Genomic DNA, 22,717 nt, shown 5'->3' on the forward strand with positions numbered 1-22,717 from the left:
TGCTGCTTCATCCTGGAATCGGTTTCGCCCGGGGCGGGTCCTGCGCTGCGGGCTGCATGGCCGTGCGGGCGGGCGTTGGCGGGTACATTGGCGGGCGTTTCTGGCCCGGGGCCAGCACGGCGGGCGGCGTCGTGTCTTCCTTCTGGTGGCGTTCGAGCCACAGGGTCGCCCGCGCCACCGCATAGAGCACACCGAAGGAGGCGGCCAGCAAGGCGATGTCCTGCAGCCAGGGCCGGTCGTATTTCGCACCCAGCCCGACCAGCACCACGAGCACCAGCACCAGGTGCGCACAGAACACCGGCAGCGAGGCCGAGCCCAGTGTCTCCAGCCAGCGCTGGCGCGGCATGCGGGCGGCCAGCCGGGGGCCGTAGTGAATGGCGAGCACCACCAGCGCAAACAGGTTGACCATGCGCATGGGCCCCAGCGCCCATTTGTCGAACCAGGGGTTGAATGGGGCGTACGGCCCGTCGGCATGGAAAGGGATCTGGCCGACCAGGTGGCGCCAGCCCATCAGGAAAATGGCCAGCGCAATGGCCAGCAGCACCGACCAGCGCGGGAAGGCGAACGCCGGCGCATTCGGGTCGTTGCGCGTGGCGCCCATCCACAGCCCCAGCATCCAAAGGAACTGCCAGCTCCACATCACGAAGGCACCGGTCTCGTTGAAGGGCACGGGCAGCGGCACCAGGGCGTTGATGCTGTCGTACACGCCGTGCGACAGGCCGAACTGCGCCGCCAGCCACACCAGCCCGCTGACCAGCATCACCAGCCGCCAGCCCCAGACGAAGGCCAGCACCATCACCCAGGGGCTGGCCAGCATGAACAGCACGTACAGCGGCAGGATATCCAGGAGTGGCGGCTCGTAGAGCAGCAGCAGTCCGCCCACCAGGGCCGTGAACGGCTGCCTGACGTAGAAGTTCAGCAGGTCCACCACGGCCGGCTGCTCGATGCGGATGCCGATGAAGGCGATCACCGTGAACAGGAACAACAGCAGCGCCGCATGGCAGGCATAGATCTTGAGGGCGCGGCGCCAGAAGGCATGGTGCATCTCGGCCACGCTCTTGCGCCAGGCCACGCGGCCGTAGACCATGCCGGCCATGTAGGCCGACAGCAGCACGAAGCCCTCCGCTGCGGACACGTAGCCGAAGGGCTGGCCCAGCGGCGAGGTGAGCCGCGTGGGCAGGTGCGTTACTGTCATCAGCAGCAACATCAGCCCCCGGGCTGCATCGATCTCCCAACTGCGTTGGGAGGGCGGGGCGGGCGCGGGGGGCATGGTGGCTCCTCAGGCGAGGGTGCGTAGCTTGGGCTCTCTGTCCCACTGGCGCGTCTGCGCGGCAGCGATGAAGGCCTTGCTGTCCTTGGGGTCCACCACGCCGGCATCGGGCTCGATACCAGCCGCCTGAAGGATGGCCTGCGTGCCGGGGCAGGCGCCGATGGCCTTGAGGTGGCCGAAGGCATCGCGGAACCAGTCCACGGCAGCAGCTTCGCGCGCGAGCTTCTGGCCCGCCTCGGTCGAGAGTATCGAGGCCACGGCATCGAACACCGTGGAGGGTGTTCCGGCCAATTGCCCATCGGCTGGCAGGCGGCTGCCATCGTCCATCACGGCACCACCCACCTTGGGCGCGACGATCTTCACCGTGGCGCCCGCCTTCTCGATGGCCTTTCGCAGGGTCGCCACCGACTTGGCGTTGGTGCCGTCGTGGACCAGCAGGCCCACGCAGCGGCCTTCCAGCGTCGGCTGCATGCGGTCGATGATGCGCAGCGCGGGCGACAGTGGCAGGTCCTGCGGCTTCACGGCGGCTGGGGGCTTGGGTGGCATGGCATCCATGCCCAGGCCATCGGCCACGCGCTGGGCGAGGGCCGGGTCCACATGCTGCAGGTGGCCGACCACGGCCTCGCGCACGTGCACGGTGGCCACCTTGGACAGCTCGAACACGATGGCCGAGGCGATGTGCGACTGCTCCAGCTCGCTCTGGCTGCGAAAGAACATGCGCGCCTGGCTGTAGTGGTCGGCAAAGCTCTCGGCCCGGATGCGGCCCTTGGCACCCGCGTCGGCGGCTTCGGCGAAATGGCGGAACCCCTGCGCCTGCGAGGCGCGGGGCGTGTCGCCCTGCAGGCTGCTGGGCTCGTAGTTGACGCGGCCCTTGGGCACGTTCATCTGCATGTGGCCGTCGCGCTGCATGTTGTGGAACGGGCACTTGGGCGCGTTGACCGGGATCTGCGCGAAATTCGGGCCGCCCAGGCGCGACAGCTGCGTGTCCAGGTACGAGAACAGCCGGCCCTGCAGCAGCGGGTCGTTGGAAAAATCCACGCCCGGCGGCACATTGGCCGGGCAGTAGGCCACCTGCTCGGTCTCGGCAAAGAAGTTGTCGGGCCAGCGGTTGAGCACCATGCGGCCGATGGTGCGCAGCGGTACCAGCTCCTCGGGAATCAGCTTGGTCGCATCCAGGTGGTCGAAGGGGAAGCTGGCCGCCTCTTCTTCGGTGAAGAGCTGCACGGCGAAGTCCCATTCGGGGTAGTTGCCGGCCTCGATGGCCTCGAACAGGTCGCGGCGGTGGTAGTCGTTGTCGGCCGCCTGCAGTTTCACGGCCTCGTCCCACACCGTGGACTGGATACCCAGCTTCGGCCGCCAGTGGAACTTCACGAAGGTGCTCTTGCCCTCGGCATTCACCAAGCGGAACGAGTGCACGCCAAAGCCTTCCATCGTGCGCAGGCTGCGCGGGATGGTGCGGTCGCTCATGGCCCACATCACCATGTGCAAGGTCTCGGGCATCAGCGAGACGAAGTCCCAGAAGGTATCGTGGGCGCTGCCGGCCTGCGGGTAACCGCGGTCGGGCTCCATCTTCACGGCGTGCACGAGGTCGGGGAACTTCATCGCGTCCTGGATGAAGAACACCGGGATGTTGTTGCCCACGATGTCCCAGTTGCCCTCCTGCGTGTAGAGCTTGACGGCGAAGCCGCGCACGTCGCGCGGCGTGTCCACCGAGCCGGCACCGCCGGCCACGGTGGAAAAGCGGGTGAACACGGGCGTTTGCACCCCCACTTCGGTGAGCACGCGGGCCGTGGTGTAGTCGGCCAGCGATTCGGTCAGCTCGAAGTAGCCGTGCGCGGCCGTGCCACGCGCATGCACGATGCGTTCGGGAATGCGCTCGTGGTCGAAGTGCGTGATCTTCTCGCGCAGGATGAAGTCTTCGAGCAGCGAGGGGCCGCGTGGCGTGCTGCGCAGCGAGTTCTGGTTATCGGCGATCGGTATGCCCAACTGGGTCGTCATGACCGGGTGGTCGGCGCCGGCTTGCTGTTGCAATTCGTCACCATTGCCGCGCAGGGTGTCGGGCGCCGGGGTGGTGGATGGGGTCGAACGTGGCTTGTCCGCGGGCGTGCGGACGGCTGGGGACTTGGCCATGGATGCTCCAGAAATGGGGGGCGGGGACGTGGGTCAAAAGGCATCTTTCCCCAGCAGCGCGCGGGTGGAGGTAGGACCATGGGCCGTCCTCCTGTCGGCGGCGCAAAAAAGGCCCCTTCCGTGAAGTGGCGCACGCCCTGGATACGTAAGTGCTTGCAACGCAGGTCTCCATGCCATGTGGTTTTGTTACGCTTGTCAGTTCCTTTGGAGGGGATCGCGTGAAAGCCAAGAACTGGATGTTTGCCGCCGGCCTGTCGCTGGCGACCCTGGGGGCCATGGGGACAGCCCATGCCCTGCAGATCACGAGCCTGTCCCCCCAGGGCGAGGTCGCTCGCGTGCGCCAGGTGGTGGCCAAGTTCGACGCCGCGGCTGTCAATTTCGGCGACCCGAAGGCGCCGCCACCGCTGACCCTGAGCTGCAGCGATGCCGCCGCCACCAAGGGCAATGGCCGCTGGACGGGCGAGAAGGAATGGGTCTTCGACTTCGAGAACGACCTGCCCCCGGGCGTGCGCTGCACTGCCGCGGTCAAGGCGGGCTTCAAGTCGGCCAGCGGCGCGGCGCTGACCGGGCCCACGAGCTTCCAGTTCAACACCGGCGGGCCGTTCGTGCAGAACATGCGCCCCGGCACCTACCAGGACATCGACGAAGAGCAGGTCTTCGTGCTGCAGCTCAACGGCCCGGCCACGCTGGACAGCATCAAGGCCAACACCTGGTGCGCGCTCGACGGCGTGGGCGAGAAGGTCCCCGTGCGCCTGGTCGAGGGCAGCCAGCGCGATGAAATCCTCAAGTCGCTGGGCCTGGACAAGCGCGCTGCCCAGCAGCCGCTGCAGTACGTGAGCCTGGCCTGCAACCGGCGCCTGACCTCCGGCTCGCGCATGCAGTTCGTCTTCGGCAAGGGCGTGGCCACCCCGAGCGGCGTGGCCAACGCGGTGGAAAAGCGCTTTGCCTACAAGGTGCGCGAACCCTTCTCGGCCGAGTTCAGCTGCGAGCGCGAGAACGCGCAGGCCGCCTGCCTGCCGATCCGCCCGATGGGCCTGTCTTTCAATGCCCCGCTGTCGCGCAAGCTGGCGGCCGGCATCCGCCTGAAGTCGGGCAAGGAAACCATCAAGCCGCAGCTCGAAGGCGGTGCGGACGAGGACAAGAACCCCGATTCCGTGGTCACCAGCCTGCAGTTCACGGCTCCGCTGGCCGAGAACACCCAGTTCACCATCGAACTGCCCAAGGATTTCAAGGACGCCTCGGGCCGCACGCTGCGCAATGCCGACAGCTTCCCTCTCAAGGTGGCCACGGGCGGCAGGCCGCCGCTGGCCAAGTTTGCGGCCGCGCCCTTCGGCATCGTCGAGCGCTTTGCCGAAGGCCCCGAGGGCCCGGCGCTGCTGCCCGTCACCTTGCGCAATGTGGAAGCGGCCCTCAAGGTGCAGGGCCTGCAGGCGGGCAGCGGCACGCCCGCGGCACCCGCCGGCAAGGTGAGCACCCTGCGGCCCACCAGCGACTCGGACATCATCGCCTGGTTCCGCAAGGTCAAGCGCTATGACAACTACAACGTCGACCGCAAGGAAGCGCGCCGCGACACCAAGGGCCCGCTGCCCAAGGTGCTCGACAACGACCGCGACTACGTGCAGTCGCGCATGGTCTCCCTGCTCGGCGGGCAGAACGGCGTGAAGACGCTGGACCTGCCCAAGCCCGCGAACAACGACCCGCGCCCCTTCGAGGTGGTGGGCATTCCGCTGGCGCCCGGCTTCCACGTGGTGGAAATCGCCTCGCAACTGCTCGGCAACTCGCTGCTCGACGAACGCCATGGCGATGCGCGCACCATGTACGTGCGCACCTCGGCGCTGGTGACCAACCTGGGCGTGCATTTCAAGCTCGGCCGCGAGAACGCGCTGGCCTGGGTCACCAGCCTGGACAAGGGCCAGCCCGTGGCCGGCGCCACGGTGCGCGTGTCCGACTGCAGCGGCCGCGAGCTGGCCACCGGCACCACCAATGCCCAGGGCGTGGCCAGCCTCGAAGGCCTGTCGCCGGAGCCCGAGCAGTGCGGTGAAGAGGGCGAACGTGCCTACTTCGTCAGCGCGCGCAGCAAGGGCGCCGACGGCGTGGAGGACATGGCCTTCACCTGGAGCGACTGGCAGCGTGGCATCGAGCCCTGGCGCTTCAACGTGCCCACCAGCAACGAACCCAATCCCGACGAGCGTGCCCACACCATCTTCGACCGCACCCTGTTCCGGGCGGGCGAGACGGTGTCGATGAAGCACCTGCTGCGCACCGACACGCGCAAGGGCTTCGACATCCCCGAGAGCCGGCCCACCACGCTGGTGATCACCCACCTGGGCAGCGGCCAGCAGTACACCCAGCCCCTGGCCTGGCGCAGCACGGCCACGGGCGGCTTCAGCGCGCAGAGCAGCTTTGCCGTGCCGCCCGCGGCCAAGCTCGGCATGTACTCGGTGGAGCTGCGCAATGCCGGTGGCAGCGAGCGCAGCTTCAGCTCGGGCCAGTTCCGGGTGGAAGAGTTCCGCCTGCCGGTGCTCGAAGGCCGCATCGCCCCGACCGACAAGAAGGCCCTGGTGCGCGTGCGCTCCGTTCCCACCGACGTGCAGATCAACTATGTGGCCGGCGGCGGGGCCGCCAACCTGCCGGTGCGCGTTTCGGCCATGGTGCGCAGCAAGTCCCTGCAGTACAACGACTACGACGCCTTCAGCTTCAACCCGCCGCGCAAGCGTGGCCAGTCGGGCAGCGGCAACAGCGACGACGAGGAGGCCGCCGCGAGCCAGGACAGCCGCGTGATCGCCGACAAGCTGGCCGTGACGCTGGACCGCAACGGTGCCGGCAAGCTCACCATCGAGAACGTGCCCCAGGGGCGCCAGCCCCAGGACCTGGTGATGGAGGCCACCTACGCCGACCCCAATGGCGAGGTGCAGACCCTGCGCAGCACGCAGACCGTGTGGCCCGCGGGCGTGGTGGCCGGCATCAAGACCGAAGGCTGGGTGTCAGCCAAGCAGAAGATCCGCTTCCAGGCGCTGGCGCTGCAGCACAACGGCTCCGCCGCGGCCGACGTGCCCTTGCAGGTCAAGGCCGTGGCACGCATCACCACCACCACGCGCAAGCGCATGGTGGGCGGCTTCTACAGCTACGACAACCAGACCGAGACCAAGGACCTGGGCACCATCTGCAGCGGCAAGAGCGACAGCCGCGGCCTGCTGCTGTGCGAGTCCAAGCTCGACGAGGCCGGCGAGGTGGAGCTGGTGGCCATTGCCAGCGACCGCGACGGCAACACCAGCGAGGCGGCATCGTCCGTCTGGGTCACGCGCCAGGGCGAGCTGTGGTTCGGCGGCGAGGACCACGACCGCATCGACCTGCTGCCCGAGAAGAAGAGCTACCAGCCCGGCGAGACCGCCAAGTTCCAGGTGCGCATGCCCTTTCGCTTTGCCACGGCCCTGGTGGCGGTGGAGCGCGAAGGCATCATCGACACGCGCGTGGTGCAGCTCAACGGCCAGGACCCGACCATCGAGCTCAAGATCGAGGACGGTTGGGGCCCCAACGTCTATGTGAGCGTGCTGGCCCTGCGCGGACGCCTGCGCGACGTGCCCTGGTACAGCTTCTTCACCTGGGGCTTCAAGTCGCCACGCGAGTGGTGGAGCTCGTTCTGGTACGAAGGCAAGGAATACCAGGCCCCCACGGCCATGGTGGACCTGTCCAAGCCCGCCTTCCGCCTGGGCCTGGCCGAGATCCGCGTGGGCAGCAAGGCGCACCAGATCGACGTGAAGGTCGTGGCCGACAAGGAAAGCTATGCCGTGCGCGGCAAGGCGCAGGTCACCATCACCGCCACCCTGCCCAATGGCAAGCCTGCCGCCAATGCCGAGGTGGCGCTGGCCGCCGTGGACCAGGCGCTCCTGGAGCTGATGCCCAACACCAGCTGGAACCTGCTCGAATCCATGCTGCAGCGGCGCAGCTGGGGCGTGCAGACCTCCACTGCGCAGATGGAGATCATCGGCCGGCGCCACTACGGCAAGAAGGCCGTGCCCGCGGGCGGCGGCGGCGGCCGCGCGCAGACGCGCGAGCTGCTCGAGACGCTGCTGCTCTGGGAGCCCGCTCTCAAGCTCGATGCCAATGGCCAGGCCAAGGTGACGGTGCCCCTGAACGACGCACTCACCACCTTCAAGATCGTGGCTGTGGCCGATGCCTCGGTGGGCCTTTTCGGCACCGGCAGCACCAGCATCCGCGCCACGCAGGACCTGCAGATCATCAGCGGCCTGCCGCCGCTGGTGCGCGAGGACGACCAGTTCCGCGCCCAGCTCACGCTGCGCAACACCACCAAGGCGGCCATGAAGGTCGAGGTGTCGCCGCGCGCCACGCTGCTGGATGTGAAGCCCCAGACCATCGACATCCCCGCGGGCGAGTCGCGCGAGGTGGCCTGGAACGTGACCGCGCCGGCCCAGCTGGCGCAGACCCGCGCCGAAGCCATCCTCTGGGAGATCGATGCCAAGGACACCGTGAGCGGCGCGCGCGATGCGCTCAAGGCGCGCCAGCGCATCATCCCGGCGATCCCGCTCACGGTGCAGCAGGCCACGCTGGTGCAGGTGGACGGCAGCTTCACCCTGGACGTGAACCCGCCGGCCGATGCATTGCCCGGCCGCGGCGGCCTGAAGATGTCGCTGCAGCCCAAGCTGGCCGAAGGCCTGCCCGGCGTGCGCGACTGGTGGGCCAACTACCCGTTTGCCTGCCTGGAGCAGAAGACCAGCAAGGCCGTGGGCATGCGCGACGGCAAGCTCTGGCAGACCGTGGTGGCCCAGTTGCCCACCTACCTCGACAGCGACGGCCTGGCCAACTACTTCCCGCCGCGCGACGGCGACGCCAACCGCGGCAGCGATACGCTCACGGCCTACCTGCTGGCGGCGACCCACGAGGCTTCCAGCATCGACCCGGCATTCGCGTTGCCCGACGATGCGCGCGCGCCCATGGAGCGTGGCCTGATCGCCTTCATCGAAGGCCGCATCCAGCGCGAGTTCTGGAGCCCGCGCAAAGACCTGGACATGCGCAAGCTGGCCGCCATCGAGGCCCTGTCGCGCTATGGCAAGGCCCAGGGCCGCATGGTCAGCAGCATCACCGTGGCGCCCAACCAGTGGCCCACGCACTCGGTGATCGACTGGGTGAACGTGCTGCGCCGCGTGGCCGACGTGCCCGAGCGTGACAAGCGCCTGGCCGAAGCCATGCAGATCCTGCGCAGCCGCCTGTCCTTCCAGGGCACCAAGGCCATCTTCAGCACCGAGCAGGACGACTACTGGTGGTGGCTGATGCAGAACGGCGACGTCAACACCGCGCGCCTGATACTGGCCGTGATGGACGACCCGGGCTGGAAGGACGACATGGGCCGCCTGGCCAATGGCTTCATCAGCCGCCAGCAGGGCGGTGCCTGGCACACCACCACGGCCAACCTCTGGGGTGGCCTGGCGCTGGAAAAGTTCTCGGCCAAGTTCGAGGCCACGCCGGTCGCGGGCAGCACCAAGGCCAGCATGGGCACGAATACTGCCAGCGTGGACTGGAGCAAGGTCGAGCGCATCAAGACCTCGGATGCCAGCGGCGCCGCGCACCAGACCACCTGGTTCGGCGCACCCGCCGCACCGGGCAACCTGCGCAACAACGGCATGTTCCTGCCCTGGGCGGCCGCGGGCGGCAAGGAAAGCCTGTCCGTCGCCCACCAGGGCACGGGCAAGCCCTGGCTCACGCTGCAGTCGGTGGCCGCCATCCAACTCAAGGCACCGTTCGCTGCGGGCTACGCCATCAAGAAGACCATCACCCCGGTGGAGCAGGCCAACAAGTCGTTGCCCGCCGGCCAGTACACGCGCGGCGACGTGCTGCGCGTGACGCTGGAGGTCAATGCCAGTGCCGACATGACCTGGGTCGCCATCACCGACCCGGTGCCCGGCGGCGCCACCATCCTGGGCAGCGGCCTGGGCCGCGACTCCGAGATCGCTACCCAGGGCGAAAAGCGCAGCGGCAGCGGCTGGCCGGCGTTCGAGGAGCGCAGCTTCGAGTCCTTCCGCAGCTACTACCACTACCTGCCCAAGGGCACGGTGAAGATGGAGTACACCGTGCGCCTGAACAACGTGGGCGACTTCGCGCTGCCCCCGAGCCGCGTGGAGGCCATGTACGCGCCCGAGATGTTCGGCGAGTTCCCCAACGCCCGCGTGAAGGTGGAGGCCGCCAAGTGACAGCCGGCGCCGCGGCCTGGCCAGGGAGGCACCGGCCATGAACGCCAGCGTCTTCGTGGAGCTGCGGTTCTGGGTGCTGGTGGTGTTCTCGCTGGTGCTGCCTGCGGGCATCTATGCGGCGCTGCTGCGCACCCGCGCCATCTCGCGCCCGGCCGTGCTGGGCTTCGGCATTGCGCTGGTGCTCATCGCGGGCGTCGACGTCTACCTGCTGCAAAGCATGGCGGCACTGGCCCGCCAGACGCTCTCGGCGGCCGACGACGCGGTGTTCGCGTCCGAGGTATCGATCGCGCTCTACGTGCTGCCGGCCGTCTTCGGTGGCATCGGCGTCAACCTCATCTCGCATGTGCTGCTGCACCACCTCACCGAGGCCGAGAAGCGCTTCGAGCGGGAGCATCCCGGTGGCTGATCCGGCCCTCTGGTGGCGCCGCCTGGCGCTGACCCTGGCGGCCGCGGCGGCGCTGCCCGCCCATGCGATCCCCAGCTTCACCGAGGTGCGCCAGGATTTCAGGCCCTCCGATACCCTGGTCCTCTCGCAGGAGGGCGAGGTCGTCCAGCGCCTGCGCACCGATGCCACGGTGCGCCGCGGCCAGTGGGTGCCGCTGGCCGACATCTCGCCGGCGCTGCGTGCGGCCCTGGTGCTCAGCGAGGACAAGCGCTTCTACGAACACAGCGGTGTGGACTGGCGCGCGGCCTCGGCGGCCGCCTGGGGCAACCTCTGGAACCAGCGCACGCGCGGTGCCAGCACCATCACCATGCAGTTGGCCGGCCTGCTCGACGGCGACTGGCGCCAGGGCCCGGGCGGGCGCAGCGTGGTGCAAAAGCTCGGCCAGACCGTGGCCGCCCAGGTGCTGGACCGCCGCTGGCGCAAGGACCAGGTGCTGGAGGCCTACCTCAACCTGGTGCCGTTCCGCAGCGAGCTGGTGGGCATCGACGCGCTGAGCCGCACCCTGTTCGACAAGGCCGCCCACGGCCTCGACGACCGCGAGGCGGCCGTGGCCGCCGCACTGGTGCGCGCGCCCAATGCCCGGCCGGCGCTGGTGTCGCAGCGCGCCTGCGGCGTGCTGCGCGATCTGCAGCAGCGCCCGGGCCAGGCGGCGGCCCGCGTGGACTGCGATGCGCTGGACCTGTTCGTCACCGCGGCGCTGCAGCGCAGGGCCTTCGGTGCCAGCGAGGGCATGGCCCCGCACTTCGCGCGCTACCTGCTGCGCCAGCAGCAGGCCGTGCCGGGCGCAGCCCCCGTGCCCGAACAGGTGGCCAGCACCCTGCGCGCACCCCTGCAGCGCTTTGCCGTGCAGACGCTGGCCCAGCACCTGCGCGAGCTACAGGGCCGCAACGTCGAGGACGGCGCGGTGCTGGTGCTCGACAACGCCACGGGCGCCGTGCTCGCCTGGGTCGGCTCTTCGGGCCAGCTCAGCCAGGCCGGCGAGGTCGACGGCGTGCAGGCCCTGCGCCAGCCGGGCTCCACGCTCAAGCCCTTTCTCTATGCCCAGGCGATTGCCGAGCGGCGGCTCACGGCGGCCTCGCTGGTGGACGATTCGCCGGCCCACATCGCCACGGCCGGCGGTCTCTACATCCCGCAGAACTACGACCGCCAGTTCAAGGGCTGGGTCTCGGCGCGCACGGCGCTGGCGGCCTCGCTCAACGTGCCGGCGGTGCGCACGCTGGTCATGGTCACGCCCGATGCCTTCCACCGCCAGCTCGGCGCCCTGGGCCTGCCGCTGCGCGAGAGCGGCGACTACTTCGGCTACAGCCTGGCGCTGGGCAGCCCCGAGGTGCCGCTCCTGCACCTGACGAACGCCTTTCGCACCCTGGCCAATGGCGGCAACCGCGGGCCGGTGCGGGCGTGGCCGGGCCAGCCGGGCGCGGCGCCGGTGCGGGCCATCGATGCCGGCGCGGCCTTCATCGTGGGCGACATCCTGTCCGACGGCAATGCGCGCTCGCGCACCTTCGGCACCGACAGCGTGCTCGCCACGCGCTTCTGGTCGGCCGTGAAGACCGGCACCAGCAAGGACATGCGCGACAACTGGGCCGTGGGCTGGTCGCAGCGCTACACGGTCGGCGTGTGGGTCGGCAACGCCAGCGGTGCAGCCATGCACGACGTGAGCGGCAGCAGCGGCGCCGCGCCCATCTGGGCCGCGGTGATGGGCTTCCTGCATGCACGCGAGCCCAGCCGCGTCCCCACAGCGCCCAAGGGCCTGGTGCGCCAGGCCGTGCAGTTCGGCCCCCTGCAGGCGGCGCCGGAAGGAGCGGCACCGCTGCCGCTGGAGGCGGCGCGCGAGGAATGGTTTGTTCCCGGCACCCAGCAGGCGCGCTTTGCCATCGACGCCGGGCCGGCCGACGACGCCGTGGCCGCGAAGCGCGGTACCAGTCCCTTGCGGGCCGCTCCCGCCACGGCGGAAACTGCCGACGAAGCGCCCTCGGCGCGCATCCTGGCGCCGGTGCCGGGCACCATCATCGCGCTCGATCCCGACATTCCGCCCGAGCGCCAGCGCCTGCAGTTCGTGGCCAGTGGCGGGCGCGACCTGCGCTGGCGCATCGACGGGCGCGAGCAGGGGCGGGGTGCCCGCTCGGCCTGGCCGCCCTGGCCCGGGCGCCACCAGCTGGAACTGGTGGACGCGCGCGGCAAGGTGCATGACACGCTGCAGTTCGAAGTGCGCGGGGCGGGTGTGCGGGCGGCCGGCGCCAGCCCGCCAGCGCGCCGATAAGTGCCGCAAAAGCCCTGCCTTTTCGCGTTATGCCGGGGCTATGGGCGACGTTACACTGTGTTGCAGATAACCGGGTCTGCATGACGCTTGCCCCGCAACGCACGCTTGTCCATGCACTTTTCCCGCCAGTTTTTCTCCCACAGGCTGATCTGGCTGGCCCTGCTGGTCTCCCTGGGCATTGGTTTGCTGTTTGCCCGCACCATCTGGACCATGCGGGAGGACAGCTGGGACTACGCCAGCCGCACCAATGCCAACCTGGCCAGCACGCTGGAGCGAAGCCTTGGCGGCACGCTTCGCTCGCTCGATGAATCGCTCAAGGGCGTGGTGGCGGGGCTGGAGCGCCCCGAGGTGATGGCTTTGCCGCCCGAGATACGCAACGGCGTTTTGTTCGACAACTCCCTGCAGGTGCCAGGCTCCGGCTCGGTGCTGGTGGTCGATGAGCGGGGCGATGTGGTGCTGGACTCGTCCGCCCTGAAGCCGCGCCAGGCCAACTTTGCCGATCGGGACTACTTTCTCGCCTTCTCCCAGGGCGGGCAACAAGGCCTGCACGTGGGTCGCCCCGTACCGTCGCGCATCACCGGGCTGTACATTCTTCCGTTGACCAGGGCCTACTACCACCAGAACGGCCGCTTCGCGGGGGTCGTGGTCGGTGCCATCCGCCTGAATTACTTCGACAGGCTGTTCGGTTCGCTCGACCTGGGGGTGGGCAGCCGGGTGGACCTGTACCGCACGGACGGGCTTCTTGTCTCGCGCTTTCCGCTGGCCCAGGGCGATGTGAATACGACCATCGCTGGCACGGCCGCCCTGGCACGGCTGCAAGCCACGGCGGTGGGCATCGACGCGGTCGATGCGGCGGCTGCCGACGGCTCGCACCAACTGCAGGCCTGGGAGCACGTGGGCTCCTACCCGCTGATCGTGAATGTCGCGCAGTCCAGCGACACCGTGTTGGCCAAATGGCGCCGCAGCGCCTGGGTGCTGAGCATCTTTTCTGCACTGCTCATGGCCGGTTGTGTGGGATTGGCCATGCTGTTCGTGCGCGAACTGCTGCGCCGCCAGGCCGTGAGCGCCGAATTGCGCGCGGCCGAGCGCGACCGGCAGACCATCCTCGACAACCTGCCGTCGCTGGTGAGCTACTGGGACGCGGACCTCACCAACCGTTTTGCCAACAGTGCCTACGACGCCTGGTTCGGCGTGGCACCCGAGCAGTTGCGCGGCATGCGTTTTGGCGAGCTGCTCGGGCCCGACCAGTACGCGATGTGCGAGCCTTTCCTGCGCGGTGCACTGCGCGGCGAGCGCCAACTCTTCGAATGCACCCTGATCGACAGGGCCGGGCAGCTGCACCATGCCATCGTCTCCTACGTGCCCGACATGGACGGCGACCAAGTGCGGGGCGTTTTTTCGCAGACCATCGACATCACCGACCGCAAGCGTATGGAGGAACAGCTGTTCGAGGAGAAGGAGCGCATCCGCCTGACCCTGCAGGCGATCGGCGATGCCGTGATCTGTGCCGATGCGCAGGGCCACATCACCTACCTCAACCCGGTGGCCGAGCGCCTGACGGGCTGGCAGGCCTTCGACGCCGCCGGCAGCCGGGTCGAGGCCGTGGTCCGGCTGCAGGAGCCGGACACGGACAGGATCCTGCCCAGCGCACTGCATGGCGCCATCAACGGCCATCCGCCCGAGGTACCGGTGCGTGGCGTGGTGCAGCACCGTACATCGGGGCAGCGCTTCGATGTCGAGGAAACCGCCAGCACCATCACCGACCGGCATGGCACGGTGACCGGTGCCGTGGCCGTGCTGCGCGACGTCACCGAGGCCGTGGCCATGCAAGCGCGCATGGCCCACCTGGCCCAGTACGACGCGCTGACCGACCTGCCCAACCGCCTGCTGCTGCAGGACCGCGCCCAGCTGGCCATCGCCCACGCACGGCGCGATCGCCGTTGCCTGGCCGTGATGTACCTGGACCTGGACGGCTTCAAGGCCGTCAACGACCGGCTCGGGCACGACATGGGCGACCGGCTGCTGGTGCAGTTCGCGCAGCGCCTGAAGTCCGCCGTGCGTGGATCGGACACCGTGTGCCGCCAGGGCGGCGACGAGTTCGTGGTGCTGCTGCCGGGCCTGGAGGACGCAGAGGGCGCCTGCAGCGTGGCCCGCAAGATGCTGGCTGGCGCGGCCAGCCCCTTCGAGCTGGGTGGCGAGGCGCTGCGCATCGGCCTGAGCGGTGGCATCGCCATGTTCCCCGAGCATGGCGCCACCTTCGAAGAGCTCACGCAGCACGCCGATGCCGCCATGTACGCCGCCAAGCGCGGCGGGCGCCTGCAGTTCATGCTCTACGCGGGCCCCGGGGCCGAACCGCGGGTGATCACGCCGCCGCAGTCCGGGCCGGGTTAGCACGCGCCAGGCGTGCCAGCCCTGCCCAGCGCGGCGGGCGGCATGCGTCTATGCTCGGCGGTTCTGTCCGCTTTTTCCTCGCCTTCCATGCATGCGCTCGCCCCGGTGTTGTTCGTCCTGATCTGGTCCACGGGCTTTCTCGCGGGGCGTGGCGTGGCCAGCCATGCCGACCCGTTCTGGTTCCTGGCCTTGCGCTTTGCCTGCGTGGCCGCCGCCTTCATCGGCGCGGCGCTCTGGGTGCGGGCCGCCTGGCCCAAGGGGGGCCGGCGCATCGCCATGCACCTCTTGGCCGGCGCGCTCATGAGCGGGCTGTACCTGGGCCCGAGCTGGTGGGCCATGTCGCAGGGGCTGGCGGCCGGCATCATGTCGCTCATCGGCGCGCTGCAGCCGCTGTTCACGGCGCTGCTGGCCGTGGCGGTACTGGGCAAGCGCCTGTCCGGAACTACCTGGGCCGGTCTGGCGCTGGGCTTTGGCGGCGTGGGCCTGGTGCTGCTGCCGCGCCTGCAGGCGGCCGATTCCAGCGCGCTGTCGCTGCCCGTGGTGCTGGTCGCAGCGGGCAGCATCTTCTCGCTCACCGTGGGCTCCATGGTGCAGAAGTCGCCCCTGGCCGCGGGCGACGACCTGCGCAGCGCCAGCGCCGTGCAGAACATCGGCGCCGTGGCAGTGCTGCTGGCCATGGCGGGCGCGGTGGGCCAGCCGCACTGGGACAACTCGGCCGCACTCTGGGGCTACCTGGCATTCTCGGTGCTGGTGCTGTCCATCGGCGGCGCCACGCTGCTCATCTGGCTCATGCGCCAGGGAGAGGCCACGCGCACCACAGCCCTGCTGCTGGCCGTGCCGCCGCTGTCGGCGCTGCAGGCCTGGTTCATCTTCGGCGAGACGCTCTCTCCCATCCAGCTCGTCGGGTTCGTGGTGGCCATCGCCGGGGTGGCGCTGGCGCGCCGCTGATCGCCCATGCAAAAATTTCAACGGCCGCACCAAAGCCTTCATGCCGCCCGCGCCGCGGCGGGGCTACGATGCGCTGCATCCATAACAAGGGGACCCCGTGCCTGACCTGTCGAAAATCACCTGCATCGAAGACCTGCGCGTGGTCGCTCAGCGCCGCGTGCCGCGCATGTTTTATGACTACGCCGATTCGGGCTCGTACACCGAGGGCACCTACCGCGCCAACACAGCCGAGTTCCAGTCCATCAAGCTGCGCCAGCGCGTGGCCGTCAACATGGAGGGCCGCAGCACCCGCACCACCATGCTTGGCCAGGACGTGGCCATGCCCGTGGCGATTGCGCCCACCGGCCTCACGGGCATGCAGCATGCCGACGGCGAGATCCTGGGCGCACGCGCGGCCAAGGCCTTCGGCATTCCGTTCACGCTGTCGACCATGAGCATCTGCTCGCTCGAGGACATCGCCGAGAACACCGGCCGCCACCCCTTCTGGTTCCAGGTCTACGTGATGCGCGACCGCGACTTCATCGAGCGCCTGATCGACCGCGCCAAGGCCGCCAACTGCTCGGCGCTGCAGCTCACGCTGGACCTGCAGATCCTGGGCCAGCGCCACAAGGACATCAAGAACGGCCTGTCCACCCCGCCCAAGCCCACCATCCGAAATCTGATCAACCTGGCCACCAAGCCGCAGTGGTGCCTGGGCATGCTGGGTACGAAGCGCCGCAGCTTTGGCAACATCGTCGGCCATGCCAAGGGCGTGGGCGACCTGTCGTCGCTCTCGTCGTGGACGGCCGAGCAGTTTGATCCCCAGCTCAACTGGGGCGACGTGGAGTGGATCAAGAAGCGCTGGGGCGGCAAGCTGGTGCTCAAGGGCATCATGGACGCCGAGGACGCGCGCCTGGCTGTGGACAGCGGGGCCGATGCGCTCATCGTGAGCAACCACGGCGGGCGCCAGCTCGACGGTGCGCCCTCGTCCATCGCCGCGCTGCCGGGCATCGCCCAGGCCGTGGGCAAGGACATCGAGGTCTGGATGGACGGCGGCATCCGCAGCGGGCAGGACGTGCTCAAGGCCCGCGCGCTGGGCGCGCAGGGCACGCTGATCGGGCGCAGTTTCCTCTACGGCCTGGGTGCCTTCGGCGAGGCCGGCGTGACCCGCGCGCTGCAGATCATCCAGAAGGAACTGGACATCACCATGGCCTTCTGCGGCCATACCAACATCAACAACGTGGACCGCTCGATCCTGCTGCCCGGCACCTACCCGGTGTAGGCATCCAGCCAGGTAGCGCGGGCCTTCTCCAGCCTGTATGGCGGCCGTGCCCTTTGGAGTGGGCTGGGCGCCACGGCAGGGCGTTATAACCCATCGATGACTCTTTCATGGATGGCCTGGGCCTGGATTCCCCTCACCCTCTGGGCCGCGCTCGCGCAGACGGCGCGCAACGCCGCACAGCGCTCCGTCACGGCCGAACTGGGCACGCTGGCGGCCACGCTGGTGCGCTTTCTCTACGGGCTGCCGCTGGCCTCGGCCTGGGTGGCGGGCCTGACCTTCGTCGGCACCGGCTACGGCGTTCCGCATTTCTCGCTGCCCTATGCCGCCTGGCTGGCCATGGGTGCGCTCACGCAGGTGGGGGCCACGGCCTTTTTGCTGCTGGCGATGAAGGAGCGCAACTTCGTGCTCGCCGTGGCCTATTCCAAGACCGAGGTGCTGCAGGTCGCGCTGTTCTCGGCCGTGCTGCTGCAGGAACTGCCCGGCCCGCTGGCCTTTGGCGCCATGGCCGTGGCCACCGTGGGTGTGGTGCTGCTCTCGCTGCCGGCCGGCGGCTGGCGCGCGCTGCGCGCAGGGGAGGGCGGCAGCAGCAAGCTGGTGGTCTACGGCCTGGCCTCGGGGGCGTGCTTTGCGCTCGCCAGCGTGGGTTTTCGCGGGGCCTCGCTGGCGCTGGGCGAGGGCGTGGGACCCTGGGTGGCCGGCGCCTGGGGCGTGTTCTGGGCGCAGCTGCTGCAGACCCTGGTGCTGGGCGGCTGGCTGCTGGCGCGCCAGCCTGGCGTGGCCGGCGCGATTGCGCGCGCCTGGCGGCTGTCGGTGGTGGCGGGCTCCATGGGCGCGCTGGCCTCCATCGCCTGGTTCACGGCCTATGCCATGCGCCCGGCGTCCGACGTGCGCACGCTGGGGCTGGTCGAGGTGCTGTTCAGCTACCTGGTGTCGCGGCGCATGTTCCGCGAGAGCCTGTCACGCACCGAGGGCATCGGCCTGGCCCTGGTGCTGGCGGGGCTGGTGGGCATCTGCGCCCAGTGGTAGCGGGGCACCGTGTCAGGGGGCGGGGGCGGGAAGGGCCGCCAGCCGCCGCAGCGTGGCCAGGTAGGCCACCACGTCTTCGCGCTCCTGCGCGTCCTCCAGGCTGTAGTCCATGGCGTGGCCGGGGATCAGCGCCTCGGGGTCGGTCAGCCAGGCCTTGAGCGTGGCGCGGGTCCACAGCAGCTTGCTGGCCTGCAGGGCCGGTGAATATGGGTAGTCCTTGAGGGCGCCTGCACGGCGGCCGACCACGCCGCGGTGGGCGGGGCCCTCGCGGTGCGCCTCCACGCTGTGGCAGCCTGCGCAATGCTCCTGGTACACGGCGCGCCCGCGTTCCACCGATTGAGCGGATGCACCGCTGCCCGCCAGCCAGAGCAGGCAGGCGGCGAACGCCACCGTGCTTCGTTTCACATCGGGCCTCATCCTGGGAGGCCTGGCTGGGGATGCCGGGTGGGAAGGGGGCTGCAAAGTCCGGTGGGGTCGTTCATGGGGCCAGGCTGGGTCGGATGGGGGAGCACGGGGCAGTGGCTGCGGGGCGCCGCCCGTGCCTTGTGCCACCTATACGCGGCCGGCCAGCCATTGGATGCAGCCGCGTGGGGGCGGTTTTGTGGGGAGGCCCTTGCATCCAGATGCCGGTTTGTGGCGTATCCACAGCAGACCCCTTGCAACTTCCACCGTGACTTCGGGCCCATCCCACACAATCGGCGCATGAGCACCCTCACCCCAGACAGTGAACTGATGTACCTCCTTGACCGCATTGCCGCGCAGGACGACTCCGCGCTGAAAGCCTTGTACGAGAGCACCTCGTCCAAGCTGTTCGGCCTGGCGTTGCGCATCGTGCGCCACCGTGACGTGGCGGAGGACGTGCTGCAGGAGGCGTTCCTGAGCATCTGGCGTGGGGCGGGCAACTACCGCGCATCGCTGAGCCCGCCCATGGCCTGGATGGGGCTGATCGTGCGCAGCCGTGCGCTGGACGCGCTGCGCAAGCGCAGTTCCGAGCGCAGCGACCTCACCAACGAGTTCGACGACGAGATGGCCCAGACCCTGGAAGGCGATTCGCCCAACCCCATGGACGTGACCCAGGCCAGCGAACAGGCCTTTGCACTGCACCAATGCCTGGGCAAACTGGACAACAAGCAGCGCGAGGTGGTGAGCCTGGCCTACCTGCGCGACCAGAGCCACAGCGAGCTGGCCGAGCAGCTGCAACTGCCGCTGGGCACCGTGAAGAGCTGGATCCGGCGGGGCCTGGAGCAGTTGCGCCAGTGCATGGCCCGCTACATCTGAGCCGAGGCGCACCATGAACATCACCCAACACCCCGAACTGCTCGACCGCCTGGCTGCCAGCTATGCGCTCGGTACCCTGCGCGGCGGCGCACGCCGCCGCTTCGAGACCCTGGCCCGCGAGCATGCGGCCGTGCGGGCGGCCGCCCTGGTGTGGCAGACCCACTGGTCGGGTCTGGCCGAGCTGCAGGAACTCGCGCAGCCCGATGCCGCCGTGTGGACGCGCATCCACAACCTGGTGCAAGCCGAACGCCAGGCCCAGGCCATGCAGGCAGCTCGCCTGGCCGGTGACGGCGAGCCGGCCTTGCCGGTGTCCGCGGGCCCCGGTGGCTGGCTGCGCAGCCTGCTGCTGTGGCGTGGTGCGGCCGTGGCCGGCGCCCTGGCCACCCTGGTGGCGGTGGTGGTCGGGCTGCAGGTCAATGGCGGCTTGCGCGCCAGCAGCGGCGCCCAGATCGCCGAGCTGCGCCAGCAGCTGCAGGCCGCGCCGCAGATCCAGTACGTGGCCGTGCTGGCCGACGACAAGGCCGCGGCTTCCATGCTGGTGACCTTCGATCCGAAGAACAACCGGCTGGAACTGCAGCGCGTGGGCGGCTTCCAGGAGGGGGCGGACCAATCGCTGCAGCTGTGGGCGCTGCCGCCTGCGGGCGGGCCGCGTTCGCTCGGCGTGCTGGGGCAGGAGAAGCTGCTCAATCTGACGGCCGGCGAGGCCGATGTGCGCCAGGTGCCCGTTCTGGCCATCAGCCTGGAGCCCAGGGGCGGTGTGCCCAGCGCAGGCGGGCCCACGGGCCCCGTGCTGTTCAAGGGCGAGCTGATCCAGCGCATGTTGTAAAAGCATGAAGCCCCCCTGAGGCGCTGCGCGCCTTCCCCCCAGGGGGACGCGGCCCTTGCACGGCGGCACTGGCATGGTTCCGCGCCAAGTTGGACGGGTGGTGGGCGGTGCAGGACGCCGCAAGGCCGCAGGGTGCAGCCCTCGGGGTTTGGGTGGAAGAAAAATATCTGTGGTTTTTGAATCCGTGGCGCACCAGATTGCGTAAGTAGGGTGCAACATCCTCTTACATCGCTTTCGTAATGGAGCCCTCGATGAACCACAGGCATCCTTTCACCGTGTTTGCGGTCCTGGCCATGGTGGCCGGGCTGGCGCAGGCGGACACCGGCAAGCTGCTGCTCACCGGCGGCGTGAGCACCATTGCGGGATCGGCTGGCGGGGGGCTCACGCCCTGGGCCGTGATCGGCAGCAATGCCACCGAGGGCGAGGTCGGCTTCAGCGGCTACGCCACGCGCGCCGGCACGCGCGACTACGGCCTCACTGGCTACGGCGTGGCCGTGGGGCTGTTCGACCGGGCCGAGCTGTCGCTGGCACGGCAGGACTTTGATGCCTCGCCAGCGCTGGCGCTCAACGGCATCGCGGCCTTTGGCGTGACCCCCGGCCAGCACATCAGGATGGACGTGGTGGGCCTCAAGTTCCGGGTCGCCGGCGATGCGGTGCTCGATGCCGACAGCTTCATGCCGCAGATCGCGGTGGGCATCGAGCACAAGCGCGCCCACCCTGGCTCCATCCAGTCGGTCTACAACTTCCTGGGCGTGAAGGACAGCGGCACCGACCTCTATGTAAGCGCCACCAAGCTCTTCCTGGCGCAGAGCCTGCTGGTCAACGCCACGCTGCGTTCCACCAACGCCAACCAGAACGGCCTGCTGGGCTTTGGCTCGGCGGCCCCGGGCAAGAACAGCCGCAGCCTGCAGCCCGAATTTTCGGTGGCCTACCTGGTGAGCAAGAACGTCGCCGTGGGCGCCGAATACCGCTTCAAGCCCAACCACCTGCAGGCGCTGGGCGCTGCGGCCGGCCTGGGCGCAGGGCTGCGCGAGGACGACTGGAAGGACCTGTTCATCGCTTGGGCACCGAGCAAGCACCTGTCGCTCACGTTGGCCTACGTGGACCTGGGCCGCATCGTGCCCGGGGTGACCCAGGGCCGGCGCCAGACTGGCTACTACCTCTCTGCACAAGCCGCGTTCTGACCCCCGGCACTTCTGGAGACCGATCATGAAAAAGACCCTGATGGCCTTGGGCCTCGCCGGTGCCTGCCTGCTGGCGCTGCCCGCCCTGGCCCAATCCGCAGCGCCTGCGGGCCTGTACCAGGCGCTGGGCGAAAAGCCCGGCATCGACCGCCTGGTGGACGACTTCGTCAACCGCGCCGTGAAGGACCCACGCATCGGCGCCCACTTCAAGGACACCAAGCCCGCAGCGCTCAAGGAGAGCCTGGCCGACCAGTTCTGCCAGCTCAGCGGCGGGCCTTGCAAATACGAAGGCGCCGATATGAAATCGGCCCATGCCGACATGCAGATCAACAAGGGCCACTTCCATGCGCTCGTCGAGGTGCTGCAAAGCGCCATGGACGCGCAGGGCATTCCTTTCGCCCAGCAGAACCGCCTGCTGGCCCTGCTGGCCCCCATGCACCGCGACGTGATCACCGTTCACTGACTCAGAGAGAGGGAACCTTGCCCATGCAACACACGCTCATCGCCATCGCCGCCAGCCTCCTTGCCCTGGGGGCGCACGCCGGCAACGTACAGATCCAGGTACTCGACAAGGAGGGCAAGCCCGTGCCCGACGCCGTGGTGGTGGTCTACCCGCCCGCCGGCAGCGGTGCCGCGCCCACGCTGGTGGCACCCAGCCCCGTGATCGAGCAGGAGAAGATGCGTTTCGTGCCTGCCGTGACGGTGGTGGTGCCGGGCACCACGGTGCGTTTCACCAACCAGGACCGCTGGGACCACCATGTGCGCGGCAACGCCGCCGCGCCCGCGGCCAGCGCGGCGCCCGGCACCGGTGGCTTTGAATTGCGGCTGGCCGGCAAGGCCGATGGCAAGCCCTCGAATTTCGCCGACGTGAAGCTCGACACCGCCGGCGTGGTGCTGCTCGGTTGCCACCTGCACGGCTCCATGCGCGGCCACGTGTTCGTGACCGATTCGGCCTGGACACTCAAGACCGACGACAACGGCATCGCCCGCTTCGCCAGCGTGCCCGAGGGCGCAGCCCAGGTGCGCGTGTGGCATGCCGAGCAGCTGGTGGACCTGCCGCGCAAGGCCGTGCAGGTGCTGGCCACGCCGGTGCTCGACACGGTGCAACTGAGCGTGGTGCCGCGCGTGCGCCGGGCACCGCCGCCTTCCACCGCACCTGGCGGCCCCATGGGCTCTTACAGCCAGGCACAGCCGGCCCACCAGCACACGCACTGACGGGCGCCGGGAGCGGGCCGCTTCAGCGGTGGTTCAGTGCCACCTCGGCCGCAGGGGCGGGGGGCATGCTGCCGTCGGCGGGCAGGGCCTGCAGGTAGGCGTACAGGGCGCGCGCATCCACATCGCTGAGCTGGCCCAGGGACTCGAAGGGCATGACCTGGATGGACGTGCCATCGGGCCGCTTGCCGTTGCGCAGCATGGCCACAAAGCTCTCCGCCGTCGGGTAGCGCGCCATGGAGCTGTCCTTGCCGGGGCGGATGTCGGCGGCGGCCGGCCA

15 protein-coding genes and 1 pseudogene are annotated in these 22,717 nt (G+C 69.3%); 12 read left to right on the plus strand and 4 right to left on the minus strand.

What is annotated here, in order from left to right; all coding sequences use genetic code 11:
• Positions 1-7: 7 nt before the first annotated feature.
• Together opgC and PMI14_RS11110 are read right to left on the minus strand one after the other, a co-directional pair.
• Positions 8-1,270: an OpgC domain-containing protein gene (gene opgC / locus PMI14_RS11105; protein ID WP_007854112.1), complete on the minus strand. Its 1,263-nt coding sequence runs from the start codon at positions 1,268-1,270 to the stop codon at positions 8-10.
• A 9-nt stretch (positions 1,271-1,279) separates the two neighbouring features.
• Positions 1,280-3,400, minus strand: coding sequence for a catalase (locus PMI14_RS11110; RefSeq protein WP_007854113.1), 2,121 nt, complete (start codon positions 3,398-3,400; stop codon positions 1,280-1,282).
• A gap of 236 nt (positions 3,401-3,636) precedes the next feature.
• Between PMI14_RS11110 and PMI14_RS11115 the strand changes: the two genes are divergently transcribed.
• The 7 genes from PMI14_RS11115 to PMI14_RS11145 all read left to right on the plus strand — a co-directional run bounded on the left by PMI14_RS11115 (position 3,637) and on the right by PMI14_RS11145 (position 17,937).
• Complete coding sequence (locus tag PMI14_RS11115; protein ID WP_035203330.1) at positions 3,637-9,606, plus strand: MG2 domain-containing protein; 5,970 nt, start codon at positions 3,637-3,639, stop codon at positions 9,604-9,606.
• A 37-nt stretch (positions 9,607-9,643) separates the two neighbouring features.
• The gene (locus PMI14_RS11120; RefSeq protein WP_007854116.1) at positions 9,644-10,012 is read left to right on the plus strand and encodes a hypothetical protein; all 369 of its coding nucleotides are present in this window, start codon (positions 9,644-9,646) and stop codon (positions 10,010-10,012) included.
• Positions 9,948-12,311 carry a penicillin-binding protein 1C gene (gene pbpC / locus PMI14_RS11125; RefSeq protein ID WP_081497311.1) on the plus strand — a complete coding sequence of 788 codons (2,364 nt, stop codon included), beginning with the start codon at positions 9,948-9,950 and terminating at the stop codon, positions 12,309-12,311. Before PMI14_RS11120 ends, pbpC begins: the two co-directional genes overlap by 65 nt.
• Positions 12,312-12,422: 111 nt before the next feature.
• Positions 12,423-14,702 carry a diguanylate cyclase domain-containing protein gene (locus PMI14_RS11130; RefSeq protein ID WP_007854120.1) on the plus strand — a complete coding sequence of 760 codons (2,280 nt, stop codon included), beginning with the start codon at positions 12,423-12,425 and terminating at the stop codon, positions 14,700-14,702.
• A gap of 87 nt (positions 14,703-14,789) precedes the next feature.
• A complete protein-coding gene (locus PMI14_RS11135) occupies positions 14,790-15,650 on the plus strand; it encodes a DMT family transporter (RefSeq protein WP_007854122.1) in 861 nt (286 codons plus the stop codon).
• A 97-nt stretch (positions 15,651-15,747) separates the two neighbouring features.
• Positions 15,748-16,911: an alpha-hydroxy acid oxidase gene (locus tag PMI14_RS11140; protein WP_007854123.1), complete on the plus strand. Its 1,164-nt coding sequence runs from the start codon at positions 15,748-15,750 to the stop codon at positions 16,909-16,911.
• 96 nt (positions 16,912-17,007) lie between these two features.
• Complete coding sequence (locus PMI14_RS11145; RefSeq protein WP_035203310.1) at positions 17,008-17,937, plus strand: DMT family transporter; 930 nt, start codon at positions 17,008-17,010, stop codon at positions 17,935-17,937.
• Between the two features lie 12 nt (positions 17,938-17,949).
• Here the strand turns inward: PMI14_RS11145 and PMI14_RS11150 are convergent, their stop codons facing one another.
• Positions 17,950-18,342, minus strand: a complete 393-nt coding sequence (locus tag PMI14_RS11150) for a cytochrome c family protein (protein WP_238541828.1) — start codon at positions 18,340-18,342, stop codon at positions 17,950-17,952.
• 297 nt (positions 18,343-18,639) lie between these two features.
• On the opposite strand from PMI14_RS11150, the gene PMI14_RS11155 reads away from it, so the two are divergent.
• The 5 genes from PMI14_RS11155 to PMI14_RS11175 all read left to right on the plus strand — a co-directional run bounded on the left by PMI14_RS11155 (position 18,640) and on the right by PMI14_RS11175 (position 22,440).
• Positions 18,640-19,215, plus strand: coding sequence for an RNA polymerase sigma factor (locus PMI14_RS11155; protein ID WP_007854128.1), 576 nt, complete (start codon positions 18,640-18,642; stop codon positions 19,213-19,215).
• 13 nt (positions 19,216-19,228) lie between these two features.
• Positions 19,229-20,041 (plus strand): anti-sigma factor domain-containing protein, encoded by an 813-nt coding sequence (locus tag PMI14_RS11160; RefSeq protein ID WP_007854130.1) that lies wholly within the window; start codon positions 19,229-19,231, stop codon positions 20,039-20,041.
• Between the two features lie 251 nt (positions 20,042-20,292).
• Positions 20,293-21,225: a DUF3034 family protein gene (locus tag PMI14_RS11165; protein ID WP_007854132.1), complete on the plus strand. Its 933-nt coding sequence runs from the start codon at positions 20,293-20,295 to the stop codon at positions 21,223-21,225.
• Positions 21,226-21,250: 25 nt separating this feature from the next.
• The gene (locus tag PMI14_RS11170) at positions 21,251-21,688 is read left to right on the plus strand and encodes a group 1 truncated hemoglobin (RefSeq protein WP_007854134.1); all 438 of its coding nucleotides are present in this window, start codon (positions 21,251-21,253) and stop codon (positions 21,686-21,688) included.
• Between the two features lie 23 nt (positions 21,689-21,711).
• A complete protein-coding gene (locus PMI14_RS11175; RefSeq protein WP_007854136.1) occupies positions 21,712-22,440 on the plus strand; it encodes a hypothetical protein in 729 nt (242 codons plus the stop codon).
• A gap of 22 nt (positions 22,441-22,462) precedes the next feature.
• Here the strand turns inward: PMI14_RS11175 and PMI14_RS11180 are convergent.
• Positions 22,463-22,717, minus strand: a pseudogene (locus PMI14_RS11180) (cytochrome c); the annotation flags it as partial.

Origin of the sequence: Acidovorax sp. CF316 (assembly GCF_000276605.1) — a bacterium.
In the GTDB taxonomy this organism is placed as follows: domain Bacteria; phylum Pseudomonadota; class Gammaproteobacteria; order Burkholderiales; family Burkholderiaceae_C; genus Acidovorax.

Coding starts and splice junctions, on each gene's coding strand:
- PMI14_RS11135 (WP_007854122.1), top strand. CDS start 14,790: ATGCATGCGCTCGCCCCGGTGTTGTTCGTCCTGATCTGGTCCACGGGC.
- PMI14_RS11155 (WP_007854128.1), top strand. CDS start 18,640: ATGAGCACCCTCACCCCAGACAGTGAACTGATGTACCTCCTTGACCGC.
- PMI14_RS11110 (WP_007854113.1), bottom strand. CDS start 3,400: ATGGCCAAGTCCCCAGCCGTCCGCACGCCCGCGGACAAGCCACGTTCG.
- PMI14_RS11120 (WP_007854116.1), top strand. CDS start 9,644: ATGAACGCCAGCGTCTTCGTGGAGCTGCGGTTCTGGGTGCTGGTGGTG.
- opgC (WP_007854112.1), bottom strand. CDS start 1,270: ATGCCCCCCGCGCCCGCCCCGCCCTCCCAACGCAGTTGGGAGATCGAT.
- PMI14_RS11115 (WP_035203330.1), top strand. CDS start 3,637: ATGTTTGCCGCCGGCCTGTCGCTGGCGACCCTGGGGGCCATGGGGACA.
- PMI14_RS11170 (WP_007854134.1), top strand. CDS start 21,251: ATGAAAAAGACCCTGATGGCCTTGGGCCTCGCCGGTGCCTGCCTGCTG.
- PMI14_RS11145 (WP_035203310.1), top strand. CDS start 17,008: ATGACTCTTTCATGGATGGCCTGGGCCTGGATTCCCCTCACCCTCTGG.
- PMI14_RS11165 (WP_007854132.1), top strand. CDS start 20,293: ATGAACCACAGGCATCCTTTCACCGTGTTTGCGGTCCTGGCCATGGTG.
- PMI14_RS11175 (WP_007854136.1), top strand. CDS start 21,712: ATGCAACACACGCTCATCGCCATCGCCGCCAGCCTCCTTGCCCTGGGG.
- PMI14_RS11130 (WP_007854120.1), top strand. CDS start 12,423: ATGCACTTTTCCCGCCAGTTTTTCTCCCACAGGCTGATCTGGCTGGCC.
- pbpC (WP_081497311.1), top strand. CDS start 9,948: ATGTGCTGCTGCACCACCTCACCGAGGCCGAGAAGCGCTTCGAGCGGG.
- PMI14_RS11160 (WP_007854130.1), top strand. CDS start 19,229: ATGAACATCACCCAACACCCCGAACTGCTCGACCGCCTGGCTGCCAGC.